The organism is Spirillospora sp. NPDC047279, assembly GCF_040643285.1.
Taxonomy (GTDB): Bacteria; Actinomycetota; Actinomycetes; order Streptosporangiales; family Streptosporangiaceae; genus Spirillospora.
Window position 1 is genome coordinate 1 of record NZ_JBEYUA010000038.1, and the last position, 22,960, is coordinate 22,960.

Annotated in this window: 20 protein-coding genes and 1 pseudogene; 13 read left to right on the forward strand and 8 right to left on the reverse strand. The window is 70.2% G+C overall.

Annotated features, from left to right (window positions below; genetic code table 11):
* Window positions 1–214: 214 nt before the first annotated feature.
* Window positions 215–940: an SDR family oxidoreductase gene (locus ABZ810_RS47120; protein WP_358415219.1), complete on the reverse strand. Its 726-nt coding sequence runs from the start codon at window positions 938–940 to the stop codon at window positions 215–217.
* 149 nt (window positions 941–1,089) lie between these two features.
* On the opposite strand from ABZ810_RS47120, the gene ABZ810_RS47125 reads away from it, so the two are divergent.
* Entirely contained in the window at window positions 1,090–1,932 is an 843-nt protein-coding gene (locus ABZ810_RS47125; RefSeq protein ID WP_358415222.1) for a helix-turn-helix transcriptional regulator, read from the forward strand.
* A gap of 790 nt (window positions 1,933–2,722) precedes the next feature.
* Here the strand turns inward: ABZ810_RS47125 and ABZ810_RS47130 are convergent.
* Window positions 2,723–4,267, reverse strand: a complete 1,545-nt coding sequence (locus ABZ810_RS47130; RefSeq protein WP_358415224.1) for a long-chain fatty acid--CoA ligase — start codon at window positions 4,265–4,267, stop codon at window positions 2,723–2,725.
* A gap of 712 nt (window positions 4,268–4,979) precedes the next feature.
* On the opposite strand from ABZ810_RS47130, the gene leuS reads away from it, so the two are divergent.
* The 3 genes from leuS to ABZ810_RS47145 all read left to right on the forward strand — a co-directional run bounded on the left by leuS (window position 4,980) and on the right by ABZ810_RS47145 (window position 8,533).
* The gene (gene leuS, locus ABZ810_RS47135) at window positions 4,980–7,472 is read left to right on the forward strand and encodes a leucine--tRNA ligase (protein ID WP_358415226.1); all 2,493 of its coding nucleotides are present in this window, start codon (window positions 4,980–4,982) and stop codon (window positions 7,470–7,472) included.
* A gap of 63 nt (window positions 7,473–7,535) precedes the next feature.
* A complete protein-coding gene (locus tag ABZ810_RS47140; RefSeq protein ID WP_358415229.1) occupies window positions 7,536–8,003 on the forward strand; it encodes a hypothetical protein in 468 nt (155 codons plus the stop codon).
* Window positions 7,967–8,533: a hypothetical protein gene (locus ABZ810_RS47145; protein ID WP_358415231.1), complete on the forward strand. Its 567-nt coding sequence runs from the start codon at window positions 7,967–7,969 to the stop codon at window positions 8,531–8,533. The genes ABZ810_RS47140 and ABZ810_RS47145 overlap by 37 nt, the downstream gene beginning before the upstream one ends.
* On the opposite strand, the gene lexA is transcribed toward ABZ810_RS47145, so the two are convergent.
* On the reverse strand, window positions 8,534–9,229 hold the full coding sequence (lexA, locus tag ABZ810_RS47150; protein ID WP_358415234.1) for a transcriptional repressor LexA: 696 nt from the start codon (window positions 9,227–9,229) through the stop codon (window positions 8,534–8,536). It lies immediately after the preceding gene.
* A gap of 183 nt (window positions 9,230–9,412) precedes the next feature.
* Between lexA and ABZ810_RS47155 the strand changes: the two genes are divergently transcribed.
* From ABZ810_RS47155 to ABZ810_RS47180, 6 genes are all read left to right on the forward strand, one after another.
* Entirely contained in the window at window positions 9,413–9,736 is a 324-nt protein-coding gene (locus ABZ810_RS47155; RefSeq protein WP_358415237.1) for a LysM peptidoglycan-binding domain-containing protein, read from the forward strand.
* 519 nt (window positions 9,737–10,255) lie between these two features.
* Window positions 10,256–10,789: a hypothetical protein gene (locus ABZ810_RS47160; RefSeq protein WP_358415240.1), complete on the forward strand. Its 534-nt coding sequence runs from the start codon at window positions 10,256–10,258 to the stop codon at window positions 10,787–10,789.
* Between the two features lie 330 nt (window positions 10,790–11,119).
* The gene (gene nrdR, locus ABZ810_RS47165) at window positions 11,120–11,590 is read left to right on the forward strand and encodes a transcriptional regulator NrdR (RefSeq protein ID WP_358415243.1); all 471 of its coding nucleotides are present in this window, start codon (window positions 11,120–11,122) and stop codon (window positions 11,588–11,590) included.
* A 109-nt stretch (window positions 11,591–11,699) separates the two neighbouring features.
* A complete protein-coding gene (locus ABZ810_RS47170; protein ID WP_358415246.1) occupies window positions 11,700–14,543 on the forward strand; it encodes a vitamin B12-dependent ribonucleotide reductase in 2,844 nt (947 codons plus the stop codon).
* 280 nt (window positions 14,544–14,823) lie between these two features.
* Complete coding sequence (locus tag ABZ810_RS47175) at window positions 14,824–16,605, forward strand: SDR family NAD(P)-dependent oxidoreductase (protein ID WP_358415249.1); 1,782 nt, start codon at window positions 14,824–14,826, stop codon at window positions 16,603–16,605.
* 80 nt (window positions 16,606–16,685) lie between these two features.
* Window positions 16,686–17,093: a hypothetical protein gene (locus tag ABZ810_RS47180; RefSeq protein ID WP_358415252.1), complete on the forward strand. Its 408-nt coding sequence runs from the start codon at window positions 16,686–16,688 to the stop codon at window positions 17,091–17,093.
* A gap of 127 nt (window positions 17,094–17,220) precedes the next feature.
* On the opposite strand, the gene ABZ810_RS47185 is transcribed toward ABZ810_RS47180, so the two are convergent.
* Window positions 17,221–18,126: an NAD(P)-binding domain-containing protein gene (locus ABZ810_RS47185; protein WP_358415255.1), complete on the reverse strand. Its 906-nt coding sequence runs from the start codon at window positions 18,124–18,126 to the stop codon at window positions 17,221–17,223.
* Window positions 18,127–18,153: 27 nt separating this feature from the next.
* Here ABZ810_RS47185 and ABZ810_RS47190 point away from each other — a divergent pair, with 27 nt between their 5' ends.
* Complete coding sequence (locus tag ABZ810_RS47190) at window positions 18,154–18,543, forward strand: MerR family transcriptional regulator (RefSeq protein ID WP_358415258.1); 390 nt, start codon at window positions 18,154–18,156, stop codon at window positions 18,541–18,543.
* 34 nt (window positions 18,544–18,577) lie between these two features.
* Here ABZ810_RS47190 and ABZ810_RS47195 read toward each other — a convergent pair whose 3' ends face one another.
* A complete protein-coding gene (locus tag ABZ810_RS47195) occupies window positions 18,578–18,943 on the reverse strand; it encodes a nuclear transport factor 2 family protein (RefSeq protein ID WP_358415261.1) in 366 nt (121 codons plus the stop codon).
* A gap of 88 nt (window positions 18,944–19,031) precedes the next feature.
* On the opposite strand from ABZ810_RS47195, the gene ABZ810_RS47200 reads away from it, so the two are divergent.
* Window positions 19,032–19,802 (forward strand): helix-turn-helix transcriptional regulator, encoded by a 771-nt coding sequence (locus tag ABZ810_RS47200; RefSeq protein WP_358415264.1) that lies wholly within the window; start codon window positions 19,032–19,034, stop codon window positions 19,800–19,802.
* A gap of 1 nt (window position 19,803) precedes the next feature.
* On the opposite strand, the gene ABZ810_RS47205 is transcribed toward ABZ810_RS47200, so the two are convergent.
* Window positions 19,804–20,385, reverse strand: a complete 582-nt coding sequence (locus ABZ810_RS47205; RefSeq protein WP_358415267.1) for a carboxymuconolactone decarboxylase family protein — start codon at window positions 20,383–20,385, stop codon at window positions 19,804–19,806.
* Between the two features lie 67 nt (window positions 20,386–20,452).
* Window positions 20,453–20,791, reverse strand: a complete 339-nt coding sequence (locus ABZ810_RS47210; RefSeq protein ID WP_358415269.1) for a helix-turn-helix domain-containing protein — start codon at window positions 20,789–20,791, stop codon at window positions 20,453–20,455.
* 150 nt (window positions 20,792–20,941) lie between these two features.
* Here ABZ810_RS47210 and ABZ810_RS47215 point away from each other — a divergent pair, with 150 nt between their 5' ends.
* Window positions 20,942–21,973, forward strand: coding sequence for a biotin/lipoate A/B protein ligase family protein (locus ABZ810_RS47215; protein WP_358415271.1), 1,032 nt, complete (start codon window positions 20,942–20,944; stop codon window positions 21,971–21,973).
* Window positions 21,974–22,090: 117 nt separating this feature from the next.
* On the opposite strand, the pseudogene ABZ810_RS47220 reads toward ABZ810_RS47215, so the two are convergent.
* Window positions 22,091–22,960: pseudogene (locus ABZ810_RS47220) on the reverse strand (DNA-directed RNA polymerase subunit beta); the annotation flags it as partial.

Below are 22,960 nucleotides of genomic sequence, written 5' to 3' on the forward strand. Positions count from 1 at the left end.
GGGGGGCCGGTCGCCGGGGGAGGGCCGGTCGCCGGAGCAGAGCCGGTCGCCGGAGGGGGGCCGGTCGCCGGGGGAGGGCCGGTCGCCGGAGCAGAGCCGGTCGCCGGAGGGGGGCCGGTCGCCGGGGGAGGGCCGGTCGCCGGAGCAGAACCGGTCACCAGAGCAGAGTCGATCGCCGGGAAGAGTTGGTCAGGGCAGGGGCGGTCACGGGCGGTCACCAGGGCAGAACGGTGGCGGCGCGCTCCTCGTAGACGCCGGAGAAGGTACCGGTGGGACCATCGGCGGGCAGGGTGGCCAGGCGAACGACCTCGGCGGCGCCCTGGGCGGCGCTACGAGGCCCGGTGTGGGCGTTGAGGTCGGTGGCGCAGTACCCCGGATTCGCGGCGTTCACCTTGATCGGAGTGTCGGCGAGTTCCTTGGCGTAGGCGAGCGTGACGCCGTTCAGGGCGGTCTTGGACGAGTTGTAAGCCAGCAGGTTGAACGGAAAGAACGGGCTGTCGGGGTCGGCGAGGATCGCCAGGGAGCCCAGCTCGCTGGAGAGGTTCACGATGCGGCCCGCGGGGGAGCGACGCAGGAGCGGGAGCATCGTGTTGGTCACCGCGACCACCCCGAACACGTTGGTGTCGTACGTCCGACGGAGCGCCGCGAGCGACAAGGCGCTGGGCGCCACGGAGGCTTCGACGGGGGCGATCCCCGCGTTGTTGATCAAGATGTCGAGGGACGTGATCTGCGCGGCCGCGTCCTGGATGGAGGCCTCGTCCGTCACGTCCAGCCGGACGAAACGTGCGTCGATGCCCTCCGCGGCGAGCTCGGCGGCCGCCTTCTCGCCCCGTTCGGCGGACCGGGCTCCAACGATGATCGAGATCCCCTGGGCGCCCAGCTGGCGGGCCGTCTCGAAGCCGATGCCCTTGTTCGCGCCGGTGATGAGTGCGTTAGTCATGCAGCCCAGCGTGGGGCGCCGGGCCACCCGCAGGGAGAGACCGCCCAAGGCTGGGACCAGCGATACCACCCTGGAGGAGCGCGCCCTCAGCGCCGGTGGGGGACACTGTTGAACGTCGACACAGCAGGAACGGCGACAGAAGGAGGAACGTGGACAGGAAGGAACTGGCCGCGTTCCTGCGCTCGCGGCGCGACGGGATCCGCCCGCAGGACGTGGGACTCTCGGCCGGGTCCCGCCGCCGAGCACCCGGCCTGCGGCGCGAGGAGGTCGCGCAACTGGCGGGGATGTCGGTCGACTACTACATCCGGCTGGAGCAGGGGAGAGGCCCCCGCCCGTCCCGGCAGATCCTCGCGGCCCTGGCCCGGGCCCTGCGACTGACCGACGACGAACGCGCGTACCTCCACAACGTCGCGGGCGAGATGGCCGGAACGCCCGCCGGGCCGCCGCACGACGTACCCGCAGGCATCCTCCATCTCCTGGACCGCTTGGACGACACCCCGGCGTACGTGCTGAGCGCCGAATACGACGTGCTCGCCTGGAACACGATGGCCGCCGGGCTGATCACCGACTTCTCGGCGCTGGAGCTCCGCGACCGCAACATGATCAGGTGGTTCTTCGACGCCGAGACCGACGCGTTGCTAGAGCAGGACCCGGACTTCCTGGCGTTCGCCCGCGACAGCGTGGCCGACCTGCGCGCCGCAGCCGGGCGCTATCCGGGAGACCCGGGCATCCGGGACCTGGTCGCGGAACTGACCACCAGAAGCGGCCTGTTCCGCCGTCTGTGGGCCGAACGGCGCGTGGAAATCAGGCGAAGCAGCACCAAGCGCATGATCCACCCGGTGGTCGGCGAGATGGAACTCCACTGCGACGTCCTCCTGGTCCCGGACAAGGACCAGAAGGTCATCCTCTACACCGCCGCACCAGGAACCCCCGCGCACGAGTCCCTGAAACTCCTGCGCGTGGTAGGCACACAAGACCTGACCACCCACTGACCAGCCCCCGCGACACACCGCCCCAACCCACGCCCTGAGCCACCTGCCACGAAACAACGAGCCCACCCGGCATCACCCGCCCTGAATCAACTGGCCTGACGACCTGGGCCGAGGTCATGACGCACTGAGCGAGCCGGTGCGACGCATTGAGCGAGCCGGTGCGACGCGCCGAGCCATCTGGTCCGTACGCGCTGGGCAAGTTGGCGTGAGGTCCCGAGCGGGCGGGCGCATGACGAGCTGGCCCCTCGCACGATGTATTGAGTCACCTGATCCAACGCACTGGCCAATGCGGCGCACCAGCCAACTCGTGTGACCTGCTGACCCGGGGACATGACGCCCTGGGCCAACTGGGACGACGCACTGAGCGCGCGACGCGCTGAACCTGTTGGCACGACGCCTGCGCCAGCCGGCGTAACGAGGCGACGCCCTGGGCCGGTCGGAGTGACGTGCTGAGTCGGCCGGTACGGCGCGGCGTTCGCCGGTAGGACGGGCTGGGGCAGTCGGGGTGACGAGCTGCGCCGAGTGGACGGCGTGCTGAGCCAGCAGGCAGGACGCCGGGTCAGCAGGCATGACGCTGAGTGGCTGGCGTGACGTACCTGGATAGTCGGCGTGATGCGCTGAGCCGCGGCGCACTGGGTAGTGCGCCGCGGCTCGGGCTGTACGGAGTTACGTTGGGCCCCGTTCTGCTGGGCCCCGTTCTGCAGGGCCCGCGTTCTGCAGGGCCCCCGGTTCTGAAGGCCCCGTTCGGGCGAGATCGGCGCTCTCTTAGGGAGGCTGCCGGGGTTGCGTGTTAGCGGAGTTCGCGCTTGAGGATCTTGCCGGTGGCGGTCATCGGAAGCTCGTCGCGGAACTCGATGATGCGCGGGTACTTGTAGTTGGCGAAGTTCTCCTTGCCCCAGGCGATCAGCTCGTCCTCGGTGATGGTGGCGTCCGGGGTACGGATGATGTACGCCTTGACCTCCTCGCCGTGCGAGTCGTGCGGGACGCCGACGACCGCGGCCAGGGAGACCTGCGGGTGGGTCATCAGGACCTCTTCGAGCTCCCGCGGGTAGACGTTGAAGCCACCGCGGATGATCATGTCCTTGGAGCGGTCGATGATGAAGTAGTAGCCGTCCTCGTCCCGCTTGGCGACGTCACCGGTACGGAACCAGCCGTCCTTGATGGACTCCGCGGTGGCCTCGGGGCGCTTGTAGTACCCCTTCATGATGTTGTGGCCGCGGACGGCGATCTCTCCGGGGCCCTCGCCCTCGATCTCCTTCCAGTCCTCGTCGATCAGCTTCATCTCGACACCCCAGATGGGCAGGCCGACCGAGCCGGCCTTGGTGGGGCGGTCGGGACGGTTGAACGAGGCGACCGGCGAGGTCTCGGACAGGCCGTAGCCCTCCAGGACGTCGACGCCGAACTTCTCCTTGATGCCCTTGAGCACCTCGAGCGGCAGCGCGGCGCCGCCGGAGACGGCCACGCGCAGGTTCTCGCGGATGGACGCGACGTCGTCCGCGGAGGTGTCGTCGGTGAGCAGCCCCCAGTACATGGTGGGGACGCCGGCGAAGATGTTGACCTTCTCCTTGACCATGAGCTCGACCGCCTGCTTGGCGTCGAACCGCGGCAGCAGCACCTGCGTGGCGCGGCGGTACATGCTCACGTTCATCACGCAGGTCTGCCCGAAGATGTGGAACAGCGGCAGCGTGACCAGGGACGTGTCGTGCAGGGTCTTGGCGAAGAGCGTGTCGTCGATCATGGCGTTCGTGAGCAGGTTGCTGTGCGACAGCTCGGCGCCCTTGGGCTGGCCGGTGGTCCCGCTGGTGTAGATGATCACGGCGGTGTCGGCCGGGTCGGTCTGGACCGACTCGAACGTGGCGGGCTGGTCTCCCAGGGCGGCCCAGAAGAGCTCGGCGCCCTCGATCGGCGACTCGGTGGTGGCCAGGCTCGCGGGGAGCAGGAAGAAGTGCTCGCACTCGGAGGACTGCTCGTACCCGGCGTGGCCGGCCTCGCCCAGCGGCAGTTCGGGCGTGCCCTCGAAGCAGAAGAAGGCCTTCGCGTCCGAGTCGCCGAGGTGGTAGGCGATCTCGCGCGGCTTGAGGAGCACGTTCAGCGGCACGACGACCGCTCCGGCCTTGAGCGCGCCGAAGTAGATCATCGGGAAGTACGGGAGGTTCGGGCTGGAGAGGGCGACCTTGTCACCCGGCTTGATGCCCCGCGACACCAGCAGGTTGGCGACCTGGTTGGCGACATTGTCGACGAACGAGTACGAGAGCCGCAGGTCCCCGAAGACCAGGGCTTCGCGATCCGGCGTCTCCCGGGCTGCGTCTTCGAGCAGGACGGAGAGGTTGAGCATGGCACTCCTCGCGCACGGGGCTTTTGTCGCCAAGCGGTTATTACTGGCGAGTCTACGAGCGATTCGCCCAATATTGGCCCACCGGGGGTGCGGCATGTCACCCTTTCCGCCCCGGATGACGTGCATCTTTGTGATCGCGCCCGGCTTGGACCGCCTGTCCTTGTGCCGCGCCACAACGATCTTTGGCGAAGGGGGAGAGGGCCCCGGAATGTTCAGATTCGCCCGCCGATCGGAGGCCCGCCGAGCCCACCGCCCAGCAAGGAACGCGCCAAACGCGCCCGCCGACGCCATTCCCGAGAACGCCCCTGAGGCCCCCACAGGCGTCCCCCAGTGCCCCCGGAGGCGCTTCCAAAGCCCCGCGGATGGCCCCTGGAGAGCCTCCAATAGCGGGGCTTCGGGGTGGCGGGGGATCAATGGGGCGGCTTCGTCCCTTGCCGCTGCGCTAGTCTTGGGGTATGCGAGCCCGGTTGCTTCTTAGCCCGCCGCGTTGACCTGACGGCGTTGACGCGGCGACCCCTCCTGCGCGAGGGGTCTCTTCATGTGCAGGGCCCGCCTCCATCGGGAATGGCAGGCAAGCCGCAGCGATCTCGTGCAGCAGCAGACGGCAGTAACGGCATCATTGGCAAACGGCAGTAAAAGACAGCGGCAGCGACAGCAGTGGGACAGCTCCTAGACAGTTGTCGGACGGCAGGACAGGACCGGAGTAGCGACCGTGAGCAGCGACGAGCAGTACGACCCCCGGGCGGTTCAGGACAAGTGGCAGGCCCGGTGGGCGGAGCTCGACCCGTTCAAGGCCGCCGAGGGCAAGGCCGGGGCCGAGGGCAAGGGCGCGGACGACGACCGGGAGCGGCGCTACGCGCTGGACATGTTCCCCTACCCGTCCGGTGACCTGCACATGGGCCACGCCGAGGCGTTCGCCATCGGCGACGTGCCGGCCCGCTACTGGTTCCAGCGCGGCTACAACGTGCTGCACCCCATCGGCTGGGACTCGTTCGGCCTGCCCGCCGAGAACGCCGCGATCAAGCGCGACTCGCACCCGGCGGAGTGGACGTACGCCAACATCGACACGCAGGCCGCGTCGTTCAAGCGCTACGCGCCCTCGTTCGACTGGTCGCGCCGCCTGCACACCTCCGACCCCGAGTACTACCGGTGGACGCAGTGGCTGTTCCTGCGCTTCTACGAGCGCGGGCTGGCCTACCGCAAGGGCGGCCAGGTCAACTGGTGCCCCAACGACCAGACCGTGCTGGCCAACGAGCAGGTCGTGGGCGGCCACTGCGAGCGCTGCGGCGCCCTGGTCGAGAAGCGCGTCCTGACCCAGTGGTACTTCAAGATCACTGACTATGCGGACCGGCTGCTGGAGGACATGAAGCAGCTGGAGGGCAACTGGCCCGAGCGCGTCCTGCTGATGCAGCGCAACTGGATCGGCCGTTCCACCGGCGCCGACGTCGACTTCGTGATCGAGGGCCGCGACGCCCCCGTCACCGTCTACACCACCCGGCCCGACACGCTGTACGGCGCCACGTTCATGGTCGTCGCCGCCGACGCCGAGCTGGCCGAGGAGATCGTCGCGCCCGAGCAGCGCGCCGCGTTCGAGGCGTACCGCGACGAGGTCTCGCGCGAGAGCGAGATCGAACGGCTGTCCACCGAACGTGAGAAGACCGGCGTCTTCCTGGGCCGGCACGCGATCAACCCGGTCAACGGCGAGCGCATCCCGGTCTGGGCGTCCGACTACGTCCTGGCCGAGTACGGGCACGGCGCGATCATGGCGGTGCCCGCGCACGACCAGCGCGACCTGGACTTCGCGCTGAAGTTCGGACTGCCCGTCCGCACGGTCGTCGAGACCGGCGAGGCCGACCCGGCCCTGACCGGCGTGGCCACCGCCGGCGACGGCCGCATCGTCAACTCCCCGGCGATCGAGGGCCTGGCCAAGGCCGAGGCGATCACCCGCATCACCGAGGTGCTGGCCGCCAAGGGCCTGGGCAAGGCCTCGGTCAACTTCCGGCTGCGCGACTGGCTGGTCTCGCGGCAGCGTTTCTGGGGCTGCCCGATCCCGATCGTCCACTGCGAGGCGTGCGGCGAGGTCCCGGTGCCGGACGAGCAGCTGCCCGTCCGCCTGCCCGACGACCTGCGCGGCGCCGACCTGGCGCCCAAGGGCACCTCGCCGCTGGCCGCGGCCGCCGACTGGGTGAACGTGGAGTGCCCCAAGTGCGGCGGCGCCGCCAAGCGCGACACCGACACCATGGACACGTTCGTCGACTCGTCCTGGTACTACTTCCGCTACTGCTCGCCGGACTACACCGAGGGCCCGTTCGACGTCGAGCAGGTCCGCCGGTGGATGCCGGTCGACCAGTACACCGGCGGCGTCGAGCACGCCATCCTGCACCTGCTGTACAGCCGGTTCTTCACCAAGGTGCTGTTCGACATGGGCATGGTCGACTTCACCGAGCCGTTCACGCGCCTGCTCAACCAGGGCCAGGTGATCCTGGACGGCAAGGGCATGTCGAAGTCCACCGGCAACCTGGTCGACCTGGGCGAGCAGATCGGCGAGTTCGGTGTCGACGTCGTGCGGCTGGCCATGTTGTTCTCCGGGCCGCCGGAGGACGACATCGACTGGGCGGACGTGTCGCCGCAGGCCATGTCCAAGTTCCTGTCGCGCGTGCACCGCATCGCGTCCGAGGTCGCGACCGAGCCCGGCGCCGACGCCTCGGCCGGCTCCGTCGACCTGCGCCGCGTCACCCACCGGACCATCGCCGAGGCCACCACCCTGGTCGAGTCGCACCGCTTCAACGTCGCGATCGCCCGGACGATGGAGCTGGTCAACGCCACCCGCAAGGCCATCGACTCCGGTCCCGGCGCCGCCGACCCGGCCGTCCGCGAGGCGGCCGAGACGATCGCGGTCATCCTGTCGCTGTTCGCCCCGTACACCGCGGAGGACGCCTGGTCGCTGCTGGGCCGCGCCGCGCCGGTCGCCACGGCCGGCTGGCCGACGCCCGAGCCCGCCCTGCTGATCCAGGAGTCGGTCACCTGCGTCGTCCAGGTCGCCGGCAAGGTCAAGGACCGCCTGGAGGTCTCGCCCGACATCACCGAGGCCGACCTGGAGGCGCTGGCCCTGGCCAGCCCCAAGATCCAGGAAGTCCTGGGAGGAACGCCCCCGCGCCGCGTCATCGTCCGCGTCCCCAAGATCGTCAACATCGTCCCCGGGTAAGGCGGCGCCGAGCCGCGGGGCCGGGGTTGTCCTCGGGGGTGATCGGCAAGGACGATTGCGGGCATGGCGGACGTTCTCAGCGGTGGCCGTGATCCGGGCTCCGGCTCCGGCCCGGGCCCCGGGCGCGAGTTCTCGCGTTCGCAGGTCCTGATCGCCCTCGTGGTGCTGGTCCTGCTGGTCACCGGAGGGTTGCGCCTTCTGTTCGGCGGCGGCGACGATCCCGCGCAGCGTCCGACGGAGTCGCCGCCGGTCAGGAACACCCTGCCGGCGGTGACCAGGGTGCCGGACGGGCCGGACGCGGAGATCGACCCTGCCGAGCCGCCCGGCGTCGTGGTCACGAACGTCGACATCGGGGGCACGCACGACACCATCGACCAGCGTGCCGCCGCGGGTGCGTGGACGGTGGTCGTCCGCCGCAAGGACGGCTCGCTGGGGCGGCACGGCGCGGTCATCACGTTCCCCGTGCCGAGCCGAACCTCGCCCGCGAGGTCACCGTGGGCGGCGCGCCGGGCCGCGCCGCCAAGGGGGTGATCGTCTGGAAGGCCGTGGACGCCTGGGCGCGGGTGCGCGGTGACCTGCCGGACGCCGACCTCGCCCGCATCGCCGCCGCGACGACCGTTACCGGAGGCCGGCCCGTGGTCGCGCCGGTGAAGGGCTTCGAGGCGCTCGTCGACAACCCGTACCGTTCACGCGTGGTCCGGAACGCCCGCTTTGACGCGGCCGATCTCGGCGAGGGCGCGTCCCTCGGAGACGGGCTGGTGTACCTCAGCGGCGCGATCTGCGGCGGCCTGGAGGACCGCCTGTACGAGGCGGACGCGCGCCCCGCGGGCAAGGTGAACGGGAAGCCCGCCGTCGTCAGCGGCGCCTTCGGCGGCAACGGTGTCCTCGCCTGGGAACCGGCGCTGGGCGTCGTGGCGATCGTCGGCTACAGCGGGGCACCGATGGACGATGACGCCGTCGCCGCCCTGCGCCGGATCGCCGAACGGTCCCGGCTGCTCGACGTCGGCCAGTGGAAGGCCACCCGGCCGCTCGCCAGGCAGGGCACCAACGACTTCAGCTGACTACATCTTGCGCAGGACCGCCACGACGCGGCCGAGCACCGAGGCCTCGTCACCGGGGATCGGCTCGTACGCGGAGTTGGCCGGCATGAGCCAGATGTGGCCGTCCTTGCGCTTGAACGTCTTGACCGTCGCCTCGCCGTCGATCATGGCTGCCACGATGTCGCCCTGCTCGGCCACCGGCTGCTGGCGCACGACCACCCAGTCGCCGTCGGCGATCGCTGCCTCGATCATCGAGTCACCGGAGACCTTCAGCAGGAAGTGCGTGCCCTCGCCCACGAGCTGCTTGGGCAGCGTGAACACGTCCTCCACGGCCTCCTCGGCCAGGATCGGCCCACCGGCGGCGATCCGCCCGACGAGCGGCACGTAGGCAGGGGCGGGACGGGACGAGGACTCCGAGCCGACCGCCTCGTACGCGTCGCCCTCGGTGAGCACCGGCGTGGCGCCCGGCACCCGCACCTCGACCGCGCGCGGGCGGTTGGGGTCACGGCGCAGGAACCCCTTGCGCTGCAGCGCGCGCAGCTGGTGCGACACGCTGGACGTGCTGGTGAGACCGACCGCCTCGCCGATCTCGCGCATCGACGGAGGGTAGCCGCGGCGCTGGACCGAGTCGCGGATCACCTCGAGCACCATGCGCTGCCGCTGGGTGAGGCCGCTCTCGTCCATCGGCCCATCGGGCAACTCCCGGACCTTGCTCATCGCTGGTCGCCTCCCGGCGCTTCGATCCGTCACTCCTTGTCATGGAACGTTATCGCGTCCGGACGGGATGATCAAACAATTGTTCGAAGAAAGTGCTCGCGTTTTGTCGGTGTCATGCGGTAGAACATCGTACACACGTTCGATCGAAAATCCATTCGAAGATCGATGGCTGGGGGGCCAAAGATGGCGGTTTACGCGGGTTCGACAGGAGTTAGGCTGACCCGGAGGGGTCGTATCGTCCTGACCACTTTCGTCGCGAGCGTCCTGCTCGTCCTCTTCTGGCTCACCGCCGGACCGGGCGCCCGCGCCGGCGACGACAACGAACCCGCCCGCCCCGACCGCCTACAGACCGTGGTCGTCGAGCCCGGCGACACCCTCTGGGTCATCGCCTCCCGCCACTCCCCAGAGGCCGACCCCCGCCGCACCGTCCAACGCATCATCGACCTCAACGGCCTGGGCGAAGCCATCGTCCAGCCCGGCCAAACCCTCAAGCTCCCCGCCCGCTGACCCCCCGCACCCGAAAGGCGCGGTGCGCCCCACCCCACCCGCACCGCGCCCACCCCCACGCACGCCAACACCCCCCACGCCACCCCCCACGCCACCCCCCATCGCCCCCGCGCCCCCGGCCGCGCCTCCCGGCCGCGCCCACCCTCGCGCCGCCCCACCCACATCGCCGCGCCGTCCATGCCGTGCCCCGCGCCTCCCGGCCGTGCCCCGCGCCTCCCGGCCGTGCCCCGCGCCTCCCGGCCGTGCCCCGCGCCTCCCGGCCGTGCCCCGCGCCTCCCGGCCGTGCTATCTGGCCGCGCCCACCCTCGCGCCGCCCCACCCACACCGCCGCGCCGCGCCCTCCATGCCGCGCCCTCCATGCCGCGCGGTGTCTACCTCCTGCTTTCGCCACGCACGCCGCGTCCATCCCTATGATTCAGCCCGACGCTTTACCCTCCTGCTGTGCTTCCTGGCCTGCCCTCACGCCGCGCCTGCCGTCATGCCGCATCCGCCTCCACTACCAGCCGTCACACATCTCCGGTGAGCCGCAAGGAGCGCGTGCGCATACTGCTCGCCGTCGACGACTCGACCAGGTGCGGGCCGGGGCGGGTGACCTGGTGCCGTGGCGCGCTGGTCGAGGAGTCCACGCTGTTCGTCAGGGTCGGTCACAAGGGCGGGCGGGCGGGGGCGGTCCCCATCGTCGCGTACGACCTGAGGAGCGGTGATCGGAAGTGGGAGAGCGGCGCCAGGAGCGAGCGGGTCTTCCCGGTCAGGGTCGACGGTGGGCGCCTGATCGTCGTTCAGGACTCGGTCGCGTCCAGGACGTCCGGGCGGAGGGGGAGCGCCGCCGAGGTACAGGGGAACGACCTGGCCACGGGGAAGACGTCCACGGTGATGACGCTGGCGCCGTCCGGTGACGTGGATTCGCTCGTGCGGGCGGGCGCCCGGTCGCTCTATGTCGCGGGCGCGTTCGTCTTCATCAGGAGCGGCACCCAGCCCAAGGGGCCGAGCGTCCACTCCCAGGCCCGTCGGAGTGTGACCGCGCGCCTCGCCCGGCAGGTGATCGTGACCTGATCGTGACCAGCGTGCGGGAGGGCCTGATTCTTGGGGGGTCCGGGGGTCGGGCCCGTCGCGCGCGCCCGTCCGGACGGGGGTTCGGGGCCGGGTGCCGCGGGCGTTCGATGGCGCAGGTCAGGACGGGTGGAAGGCGCGACACGCCGGGGTGGGACGCGGGAGGCTCGATGTGACCAGGGTCTACGCGTGGGGCCCTCCGACGAGGTTGCGAAGGCCCTCTGGCGCCTCTACGGTTGACCACAACATCTAGTAGTTACACGGATGTCATTAACCACAAGTTGTGTTCTTGTGGCGGTTGTTTTTCCAACTGTCAGGGGAGGAGGGAACGCGGTGCACTGCCCGTTCTGCCGTAACCCCGACAGCCGGGTGATCGACAGCCGTTCCACGGACGACGGTGCCGCGATCAGGCGGCGGCGGTCGTGCCCGGAGTGCGGCAAACGATTCACCACGCAGGAGAACGTGCTTCAGATGGTGGCCAAGCGCAGCGGGGTCACCGAGCCGTTCTCCCGGGAGAAGATCATCGCTGGGGTGCGCAGGGCCTGTCAGGGCCGCCCGGTGGACGAGGATGCGCTCGCCAAGCTGGGCCAGCGGGTGGAAGAGGCGATCAGGGCGACCGGGGTGGCTGAGATCCCGTCGCACGAGATCGGCCTGGCCATCCTGGGGCCGCTCGGCGAACTGGACGAGGTCGCCTATCTGCGATTCGCCTCGGTGTACCGGGGCTTCGAGTCGCTGGACGACTTCGCCAAGGAGATCGACTCATTGCGCAAGGCGGGTTCCTCGGGGGAACCCGAACTTCGCTAGAAGCTGATCCAGCAGACAGTTGAAAGCGCTCGAGCCCGGGATGAACGGGCTGGTGAGCGGGGTTAATCCTGGACAGGGCCCAGCGGGAGGGCCCGAGAGGGGGAGTGTCATGACGGAGACGGTGAGCGGTGCTGCTCGACGCGGCAAGGGGGGCCGCAAGGGGCTGAAGGTCGAGCGCATTTTCACCACGCCCGGCGTGCATCCGTACGACGAGATCCGCTGGGAACGTCGCGACGTGGTCATGACCAACTGGCGCGACGGCTCGGTCAACTTCGAGCAGCGCGGGGTGGAGTTTCCCGAGTTCTGGTCCTTGAACGCGGCGAACATCGTCACGTCCAAGTACTTCCGCGGCGCGGTGGGCACGCCGCAGCGGGAGTGGAGCCTGAAGCAGCTGGTCGACCGGGTCGTCAAGATGTACGTCGACACGGGTCTGCAGAACGGCTACTTCGCCTCGGACCTGGACGCGGAGATCTTCGACCACGAGCTGAAGTACTCGCTGGTCCACCAGATGTTCAGCTTCAACTCCCCGGTGTGGTTCAACGTCGGCACCAAGTCGCCGCAGCAGGTGTCGGCCTGTTTCATCCTCTCCGTGGACGACTCCATGGAGTCGATCCTGGAGTGGTACAAGGAAGAGGGCACGATCTTCAAGGGCGGCTCGGGCTCGGGTGTCAACCTGTCCCGCATCCGTTCCAGCAAGGAGCTGCTGTCGTCCGGCGGCACCGCCAGCGGGCCGGTCTCGTTCATGCGCGGCGCCGACGCCTCGGCGGGGACGATCAAGTCGGGCGGCGCGACGCGGCGCGCGGCCAAGATGGTCGTGCTGGACGTCGACCACCCGGACGTGGCCGAGTTCATCCAGACCAAGGCGCGCGAGGAAGACAAGATCCGCGCACTGCGGGACGCCGGGTTCGACATGGACCTGGGCGGCAAGGACATCGTCAGCGTCCAGTACCAGAACGCCAACAACTCGATCCGGGTGTCGGACGAGTTCATGCGCGCGTACGAGGCTGACGGCGAGTTCGCGCTGCGGGGGCGGCTGACCGGCGACGTCATCGAGACCATCCAGGCCAAGGACCTGTTCCGGTTGCTGGCCAAGGCGGCGTGGGAGTGCGCCGACCCGGGCATCCAGTACGACGACACGATCAACGACTGGCACACCAACCCCGAGTCGGGCCGCATCACCGCGTCCAACCCGTGCTCGGAGTACATGAGCCTCGACAACTCCTCCTGCAACCTCGCCAGCATCAACCTGCTGAAGTTCCTCGGCGCGGACGGCACGTTCGACACCGAGAAGTTCGTCAAGCTGACCGAGCTGATCATCACCGCGATGGACGCGTCCATCACGTTCGCCGACTTCCCGACCGAGAAGATCGGCGAGACGACGCGCGACTACCGCCAGCTGGGCATCGGCTACGCCAACCTCGGCGCGCTGCTCATGGCGACCGGCCACGCGTACGACTCCGAGGGCGGCCGCTCCCTCGCCGCCGCGATCACCTCGCTGATGACCGGCGTCGCCTACCGCCGTTCCGCCGAGCTCGCCGGCGTCGTCGGGCCGTACGAGGGTTACGCGCGCAACGCCGAGGCGCACAAGCGCGTCATGCGCAAGCACGCCGCGGCCAACGACGAGGTCCGCACGCTGGATGTGATGGACAAGTCCATCCACGCCGCCGCGACCAGGCAGTGGCAGGAGTGCCTCAAGGCCGGCGAGAAGCACGGTTACCGCAACGCGCAGGCCTCGCTGCTCGCGCCGACCGGCACCATCGGCCTGATGATGGACTGCGACACCACCGGCATCGAGCCGGACCTGGCGCTGATGAAGTTCAAGAAGCTCGTCGGCGGCGGCTCCATGCAGATCGTCAACCACACGGTGCCGCGGGCCCTGGAGCAGCTCGGCTACCAGCAGGAGCAGATCGAGGCGATCGTCGAGTACATCTCGGAGAACGGCCACGTCGTGGACGCGCCCGGGCTGCGGCCCGAGCACTACGAGGTGTTCGACTGCGCGATGGGCGAGCGCGCGATCAGCCCGATGGGCCACGTCCGGATGATGGCGGCCGTCCAGCCGTTCCTGTCCGGCGCGATCTCCAAGACGGTCAACATGCCGGAGCAGGCGACCATCGAGGACATCGAGAAGGTCTACTACGAGGGCTGGAAGCTCGGCCTCAAGGCGCTGGCGATCTACCGCGACAACTGCAAGGTCGGCCAGCCCCTTTCGGTCGCGGGCAGCAAGACCGACGCCAAGACCGAGACGGCCGCCGTCGAGGCCGTCGCCGCGGCCCCGGCGCGCCCCGTCCGCAAGCGTCTGCCCAAGCAGCGCCCGGCCACGGTGACCCGCTTCTCGGTCGGCGGCGCCGAGGGTTACATGACCGCCTCGTCCTACCCGGACGACGGTCTCGGCGAGGTGTTCCTCAAGCTCGGCAAGCAGGGCTCGACCCTGGCCGGCGTGATGGACGCGTTCTCCATGGCGATCTCCATCAGCCTCCAGTACGGCGTGCCGCTGGAGACCTGGGTCGAGAAGTTCACCAACCTGCGGTTCGAGCCCGCCGGCATGACCGACGACCCGGACATCCGCATGGCGACCTCGGTGATGGACTACATCTTCCGTCGCCTGGCGCTCGACCACCTGCCGTTCGACGAGCGCTCCGAGCTCGGCATCTTCACAGCCGAGGAGCGTGCGATGCAGGCGAACGGCGAGGACCCGGCCACCCTGCACGCCGAGGACGAGGTCGCGCACGAGACGCTGGCCCAGTCCGCGGAGATCACCCGGCCGGCCGCCCCGGCCGCAGCGGCTCCGGCCGCGATCCCGGCCCCGGAGGCGCACTCCTCGATGGAGGTCATCGAGAGCCGCCAGGGCCGTACGGCGGACGCGCCGCTGTGCCTCACCTGCGGCACGAAGATGCGCCCGGCCGGCAGCTGCTACGTCTGCGAGGGCTGCGGCTCCACCAGCGGCTGCAGCTGATCTGGCTCCAGGCCGCTGAGTGATCCGGCCATAGGCACTGAGGGGGAACGGGCTCCGGCCCGTTCCCCCTCAGCGTTGTGGATGATCTCCAGAGGGGTGCGGAGCTCGTCGGTCCTGGGCTTGGCCTGGAGTCGACTCCGGCTTCTACGGCCGGGGGCATGGCAGCACAGCAGAGGCTCGGCTCCGGGTTCGGCGCCGGCTCCACCGCGGACGACGGTCTCGACGCTGGTGACCGGCGGCTGTTCGCGGCTCGGGCTGGAGACCGCGCGCGCCCTCGCCGGTGCCGGGACGCACGTGTACGTCCCCGCGCGCAGGCCGGATCAGGCCCGCGCGGCCCTGGCCGGGACTCGCCGAGGTCGGCGAGCTCGACCTCGGCGACCTGGACGGCGTTCGGGCGTTCGCGGAACGGTTCCTGGAGTCCGGCCGGACGCTCGACGTCATCGTCAACAGCGCCGGGATCATGCCGTGCCCTGAGACGCGGCTCGGGCCGGGCTGGGAGGCGCACTTCGCCGTCAACCACCTGGGGCACTTCGCGCTGGTCAACCGCCTCCGCCCCGCCCTGGCGCCGAGCGGCGCGCGCGTGGTGTCGGTGTCGTCGTCCGGACGCTTCCTCTCGGGCATGAGGTGGGAGGACGTGCACTTCCGGGGCGGCTACGACCGGTGGCGGGCGTACGCGCAGTCGAAGACCGCGAACGCGCTCTTCGCGCTGAGGCTGGACGCGCTCGGCGCCGGCGCCGGGCTGCGCGCCTTCGCGGTGCATCCGGGCAGCATTCTCACGCCGCTGCGACGGCGCGTCCCGCGCGAGGAGCGGATCGCACAGGGCTGGGTCACCCCGGACGGCGAGCGGGCGAAGGGTTTCAAGTCCCCCGCGCAGGGGGCGGCGGCCGCCGTGTGGGCGGTCACCTCGCCCCTGCTCGACGACCACGGCGGCGCGTACTGCCAGGACTGCGACGTCACGGAGCCGGCCGGCACCGGCGACATGCTCGTCGGCGGCGTCAAGCCGTGGGCCACGGACGCCGGTGAGGCGGCGCGGCTCTGGGATCTGTCCAGCGACCTGACCGGGCTCGACATGTTCTCCTGGGAGGCGCCAGGTGATCGGCCGGCGGGGCTTGAGGTTCCAGTGGCTGGAAGGTGCAGGGTCTTCCTCATGAGCACGAACGCGGAGTTGTTCACGATCGGGCAGCTCGCACGCCGGTGCGGGGTGTCCGCCCGTACGGTCCGGTTCTGGTCGGACGCGGGGCTCGTCCCGCCCGCCGGACGGTCCGCGGGCGGATACCGCCTCTACGACGCCGAGGCGGTGGGCCGCCTCGACCTGGTCCGGACCCTGCGCGAGCTGGGGCTCGGCCTGGACGTGGTGGAGGCCGTCCTGTCGAACGCGGCCACCGTCGCCGAGGTGGCGACCGCGCACGTCGCCGCGCTCGACGCGGAGATCCGGCTGCTGCGCGTACGCCGCGCCGTGCTCAGCACCATCGCGCAACGTGCGAGCACCGTGGAGGAGACGCTACTCATGCACAGGCTGGCCCGGATGTCCGCCCAGGAGCGGCAGCAGATCATCGACGACTTCGTCCGGTACGTCGTGGCGGGCGTCGATCCCGAGTCGCCGGCGATGGGCATCGCCGGCAGCATGCGGCGGATGCCCGCCGAACTGCCCGCCGAGCCGGCGCCCGAACAGGTGGACGCCTGGGTCGAGCTGGGCGAGCTCGTCGCCGACGACGACTTCCGCGAACGGGTGCGCGCCATGGCCGTCGCCGGCGACGGAGCCGACGAGCTGGAGTACGGCCCGGACCACCACGCGGTCGCCGAACACGCCGGACGTGCCCTGGCCGAGGGGATCGCGCCCGGCTCGGCGGAGGGCCGGGCGGTCCTGGACCGCATCGTGCCCCCGGACACGCCGGCCGGCCACCGGGCCCGGATCCTGGAGCAGCTGGAGATGTTCACCGACGCGCGGGTGGAGCGCTACTGGCAGCTGCTGACGATCATCAATGGCGGGATCCCGTACCCGGCGGCCGTGCCGAGCTTCGAATGGCTCATCGCGGCACTGCGTTCCGGCACCGCCCGCTGAACCACCGCCGGGCCGCATCTGTCAGACCGGACGTCTCGCGTACGGCGCGGCATCCGCGGACTGGTGTTAGCGTGCTGCGGATGAACGTGGGCGATGAGCTGGGCGAGTGGGCGGCTGGAGGGCATGAGGCCATCCGTTCGATGGTCAAGAGCTTGAACGGTGATTTGTCCGCGTTCGACCATGATCCGCTGACCTTCCAGCACCTTCTGGACGACTTCGTGCGCCGGTTGCCGCTGGAGGAGCTGGAGGACGACGACTGGGTCTGGGTGCACACCCAGCTCGCGGCCTACCTGGCCGAGGTCCTGATCCGCTGCCGCGGCGGGCACTGGGAGAAGACGCCCGAGTCCACCTACGTCGTCGTGGTGGAGGGCCCGGACGGCCGCAGCCGCCAGGTCGACCCGTTCAAGCTGGTCGACGGCGAACTGCGGCCCATCCCGCAACGCGTGCCCCGCCTGATCGAACGCGCCCTGAGCGCGGCCGGCTACTAGCCGAGGCCCGCGGGCGAACGCGGAGCCGTACGTTCGCCGGTACGCGGCGTCGGAACCTGCGGCCGGACGTCGAGGTGTACGTGCAGCCGTCGGGGGCCGCCCTGCGTTCGGCGGTCGGTCTGCCCGGTCAGGTGGTGCGGGGCTTGCGGAACTGTTCGATCAGCGCCGGGTAGCCGTTGCCGCCGTGTCCGCCGGCGACGCCCCGTTCCGCCAGGTCCTTGATGAACGCCGGGAGCTCGGTGTTGACGCCGAGCGCCTCGGCTTCGCGGACCATGTGTTCCATCGCGGCCAGATGGGTGTCGAGGGTGGCGTCGAGGGGCGGGTAGGCGTCGTCGTCGATCTGCCGGGCGTACCCGGGCAGCCACTCGTTCACGGTGGTGGTGGCCAGCGTCGCGATCGGAGCGTACGCCGAGGCGGACACCCCGGCGGCGGAGAGCATGGCGGCGCCTTGCAGGAAGCCGTTCATGATGCTCCACATCAGCCCCACCACCGCCATCTCGTGCAGCGCCGACAGGGCGTGGTCCTCGCCGAGGTGCGTGCTCGTCGCGCCGAGATTCGCCAGGACCGGCTCGTACCGGTCGAAGGCCGCCCGCGGGCCGCTGTAGACCAGGGCCGCGTCCGCCGTCCCGATGCCCTGCGGCACGGCCATGATCCCGCCGTCCAGGTAGGTGGCGCCCTGCCGCGCCGCCCACTCGGCGGTCTGCCGGGCGCCTTCGGAGGTGCCCGAGGTCAGGTTCACCAGGGTCCGGCCGGCCAGGGCGTCGCCCACCGGGTCGAGGAGCCCGTGCACGGCGTCGTAGTCGGTGACGCAGACGACCACGAGCGGGCTCGCCGCCACGGCGTCGCCGACCGAGCCGGCGAGCGTCGCGCCCTCGGCGACGAGCGCGTCGGCCTTCGCCGCCGTGCGGTTCCACACGGTCGTGGGATGCCCGCCGCGCAGGAACGCGCCCGCCAGCGCCTGGCCCATCAGTCCCAGCCCGATGACGGTGACCGGGGTCGTGTCGTTAGCGTGATCGTGCTTTTCGGTAGTCATGGAAGAATCGTCAACGTTCATACCGATATGAAGGTCAAGGGGGAATCCGGCGTGCTGATCGGGGAACTGAGCCGGCGGACCGGGGTCAACACCCATCAGCTGCGCTACTACGAGTCCCAGGGCCTGCTCAAGCCCGGCCGCGGCGGCAACGGCTACCGCGAGTACGCCGACGGCGACGTCATGACCGTCATCCAGATCCGGCGGCTCCTGGGGGCGGGCCTGTCGACCGAGGAGATCGCGTACCTGCAGCCCTGCGTCACCGGCACCGGCCCGGACCTCGAGCCCTGCCCCGAGCTCATGGACGTGCTCCGGACCCGCCTGAACGGGCTGGACGAGCACATCGACCTGCTCGTCCGCACTCGCCGGGTCCTGTCCGACTACATCGAGGCCACCGAACGCCAGGTCGCCCGCAACTGAGGTGGGGCCGTCCCGCGCGGGACGGCCCCACAGGTCAGAACATCCCGTTCGGGATCTCCGACGCGTCCGGCACGGGCTGGAGGACGTCCCAGTGCTCGGCGATCAATCCGTCCTCGATCCGCCAGATGTCCACCACCGCGACCCCGCGTTCCGCGCCGGGGAGCGTCATCTCGTAATGCACCACGGCATGCCGTTCGTCCGCGATCACCCGCTTGAGGTCGAACCGCGCGCCGCTGATCGGCGACGCGGCGATGAACTCGACGAAGGCGTCGCGGCCGGACGGATTGCCCGGGCTGTGCTCGATGAAGTCCTCCTTCAGGGTGTCCCGCAACACCTGGATGTTGCCGTTGACGAACTCGTTGTAGACACGTTCGACGAATTCCTTGTTGCGTTCGCTCATGTCCCCGACACTCACACCGGCCCGCGCCGCCGTCGATTACCAGCCTGGTCATGGCACGGCCCGCTCCGCATCGGATACAACCTGGGACATGACCGACGACCGGCCGGTCGGTGAGCTGCTGCGCGAGTGGCGGCACCGGCGCAGGCTCAGCCAGCTCGACCTGGCGATCCAGGCGGACGTGTCCGCGCGGCATGTCAGCTTCGTGGAGACCGGCCGGACGATCCCGAGCCGCGCGATGGTCCTCCACCTGGCCGAACACCTCGGCGTGCCCCTCCGCGAGCGCAACCGCCTCCTCGTCGCAGCCGGCCACGCGCCCGTCTACGCGCAACGCCCCCTCGACGATCCGGACCTCGCCAAGGCCCTCGAAGCGGTCGAACGGGTCCTGCGCGGCCACGAGCCCTACCCGGCCGTCGCCGTCGACCGCCGCTGGAACGTCCTGCTCACCAACTCGGCGGTGGACGTCTTCTTCGAGGGCGTGGACCCCGCGCTCCTCAAGCCTCCGATCAACATGATGAGGCTCGGCCTGCACCCGCGGGGCTTCGCGCCCCGCCTCCTCAACCGCGCCCAGGTCAGGGCCTTCCTGCTGCCCCGCCTGGCCCGCCAGGTCACCCTCACCGGCGATCCCGAGCTGAGCGCCCTCTACGAGGAACTCTCCGCGTACGGCGAGGACGGCGACCTGCCTCCGGTGGACGCGGCCGACATCGCCCTCCCCATCCGCCTCCGCCACGGCGGCGCCGAGCTCTCCCTCTTCACCACCATCACCACCTTCGGCGCCGCCTTCGACATCACCCTCGAAGAGATAGCCGTGGAAGCCTTCTACCCTGCGGACCAGGAAACCGCCGCCCATCTGGACAAATAGCTCAGGCGGGCTCAGCTCGGCGCTCGGGTCGGTGGGCGGTGGGCCAGGGGGCGGCCCAGGGCTCGGGGTCGAGGGCGAGGGCGTTGATGAGCTGTCCGATGGTGCGGTACCAGCCCGCGAGCACGACGAACTCCAGCATCTGCTCGTCGTCGTAACGTCCGGCGAGCCCGTCCCAGGTTTCCTGCGACAACGTCGCGTTCGTGTGCAGCTCGTCGACGGCCTGGAGCAGCAGCCGTTGTGCGGGGGACCAGGGGGCCGGGTCCCCGGTGACGGTGGCCTCGATCTGCTCCTCGCTCAGGCCGACGGCGTCGCCGAAGGCCGCCGCGTGGACGCCCCACTCGTACTCGCATTCGCTGAGGGCGCAGGCACGGGCGATGACGATCTCGCGGTCCAGGCCGGAGAGCTTTCCGTGTGCCAGCAGCCCGGCGCCCAGGACGCGCATGCGCGACGCCAGCTCGGGATCGCGGTGGAGCACCCGGAAGAGCTGGAGCGGCTCCTGCTGGACGCCGGGAGGCATCCACTTGCGGAGGGCGTCCCCGATCTCGGGGGTGTACGGCGGGCTGAGCGGTTCGATGCGCGGCATGGGCTTGACCCTTCGGATGCTTCGGTTTTCGAATCACTATGCTGCTTCGAAAAAAGAAGCACAAGGGTCAGTCCTGGCCGGGCAGCGTGGCCGCCCAGCGATCGGCCCATCCGGCCAGGGGTTCCAGCGCGGTCTGCGCCTCGTGCCCGAGGGGGGTCAGCGTGTACCGCCCCTCGCCGTTCTGCTCGACGACCCCCGCCTCGGTCAGCTCGACGAGGCGTTGCCGGAGCACGCTCGACGACATGCCGTCGCACCGCTGCTGCAACGGCCGGAAACCTTGCGGCCCGCCGTTCAGCTCCCACACGATCCGGAGCGTCCATCGCCTGCCGAACAGGTCGAGCGCGGCCATCAGGGGCCGCCCGGTGCTCGACCCCCGGACCGGCCGTCCCGGCGTAGGTGCCGCCATCGATCCTCACCCGCTTCGTTTTCCGAAACGTTACCCGGCGGGAGCCCTCGTGCGACGTACCCCGTCCGCGCGGCGTTCGGAATCCGGGGGAGTGGCGGGCGGTTGACTCTGTGTGTGACACACGGGGAGTACGCACGAGGGGAATACAAGGTGCCGGGCGGGAAGCTCGTGGCGGTCGATCTGGAGGTCGCGGACGGGCTGCTGCGCGACGTGCGGGTGAGCGGGGACTTCTTCCTCGAACCGGACGAGGCGCTCGACCTGATCAACGCCGCTCTCGAAGGGCTGCCCGCCGGCCTCGACGCGAAGGACTTCGCCGCGCGGGTGCGGGCCGCGCTGCCGGCGGACACGGTGATGCTCGGAGTCTCCGCGGAGGCCGTCGGCATCGCCGTACGGCGCGCCCTGGCCCACGCGTCCGACTGGCGCGACCATGACTGGCGGCTCGTCCACGCCGAACCCCAGGATCCCGCGCTCCACATGGCGCTCGACCAGGTGCTCGCCGGGGAGGTCGGTGCCGGGCGCCGCCCGCCCACGTTGCGGGTGTGGGAGTGGGCCGGGCCGTCCGTGATCATCGGCAGCTTCCAGTCCCTGCGGAACGAGGTGGACGCGGAGCAGGCGGAGCGGCACGGCGTGACCGTGGTGCGGCGTATCAGCGGCGGCGGCGCGATGTTCGTGGAGCCCGGCAACACGATCACCTACTCGCTGTACGCGCCGGACTCGCTCGTGGCGGGCATGTCGTTCGCGGAGAGCTACGCCTTCCTGGACGACTGGGTGCTGGGAGCGCTCGGCGACCTGGGGATCAAGGCCTGGTACCAGCCGCTGAACGACATCGCCTCCACCAACGGGAAGATCGCGGGTGCGGCGCAGAAACGTCTCGCGGCGGGCGCCGTCCTGCACCACGTGACCATGGCGTACGACATCGACGCGACGAAGATGACCCAGGTGCTGAGGATCGGCCGCGAGAAGATCTCTGACAGGGGCATCGCGAGCGCCCAGAAGCGGGTCGACCCGCTCCGCAGCCAGACGGGCCTGCCGCGAGGACAGATCATCGATCGGATGATCGAGCACTTCCGCGCCCGGTACGGGCTCACGGACGACCTGCTCAGCGAGGCCGAACTCCGCGCGGCCGAGAAGCTCGCCGCCGAGAAGTTCACCGACCCGTCCTGGACGGCGCGCGTTCCCTGATCAGGCCGTTGCGGCGAAGCCCATGCCGTGGCCGTTTCGCCGTGGTCTGACATGACGACGGCCCGGCCCCCGTCCCCTGGGTGCAGGGGAGCGGGGGCCGGGCCGGTCCGGCGTTCGTCAGATGTCGTCGACGTTCATGGCGCCTTCGTTGGGACGCCGCGAGAGGTCGATGCCGAGCTCTTCCGCCGCGCGGAAGACGTCCTCGTCGGTGTCGCGCATCTCGATGGACATGCCGTCGCTGGAGAGAACCTCGACGTTGAGGCACAGCGACTGCATTTCCTTGATGAGGACCTTGAAGGACTCGGGAATGCCGGGCTCGGGGATGTTCTCGCCCTTGACGATGGCCTCGTAGACCTTGACGCGGCCGAGGACGTCGTCGGACTTGATGGTCAGCAGCTCCTGCAGCGCGTAGGCGGCGCCGTAGGCCTCAAGGGCCCAGACTTCCATCTCACCGAAGCGCTGGCCGCCGAACTGGGCCTTACCGCCGAGCGGCTGCTGGGTGATCATGGAGTACGGGCCGGTCGAACGCGCGTGGATCTTGTCGTCGACCAGGTGGTGCAGCTTCAGGATGTAGATGTAGCCGACCGAGATCGGGTGCGGGAACGGCTCACCGGACCGGCCGTCGAACAGCCGGGCCTTGCCGCTCGGCAGCACCCTCCGGTCACCGTCACGGTTGACGCGGGTGCTGCTCAGGAGACCGATGATCTCCTCTTCGCTGGCACCGTCGAAGACCGGCGTGGCGACGTTGGTGCGCGGCTCGACACGGTCGAAGCCGCTCTCGCGCAGGCGCTGCGCCCACTGCTCCTGCACGCCGCTGATGTCCCAGCCCTCGGCCGCGATCCAGCCGAGGTGGGTTTCGAGGACCTGGCCGACGTTCATGCGGCCGGGGACGCCGAGCGGGTTGAGGACGATGTCGACGGGGGTGCCGTCTTCGAGGAACGGCATGTCCTCCACGGGCAGCACCTTGGAGATGACGCCCTTGTTGCC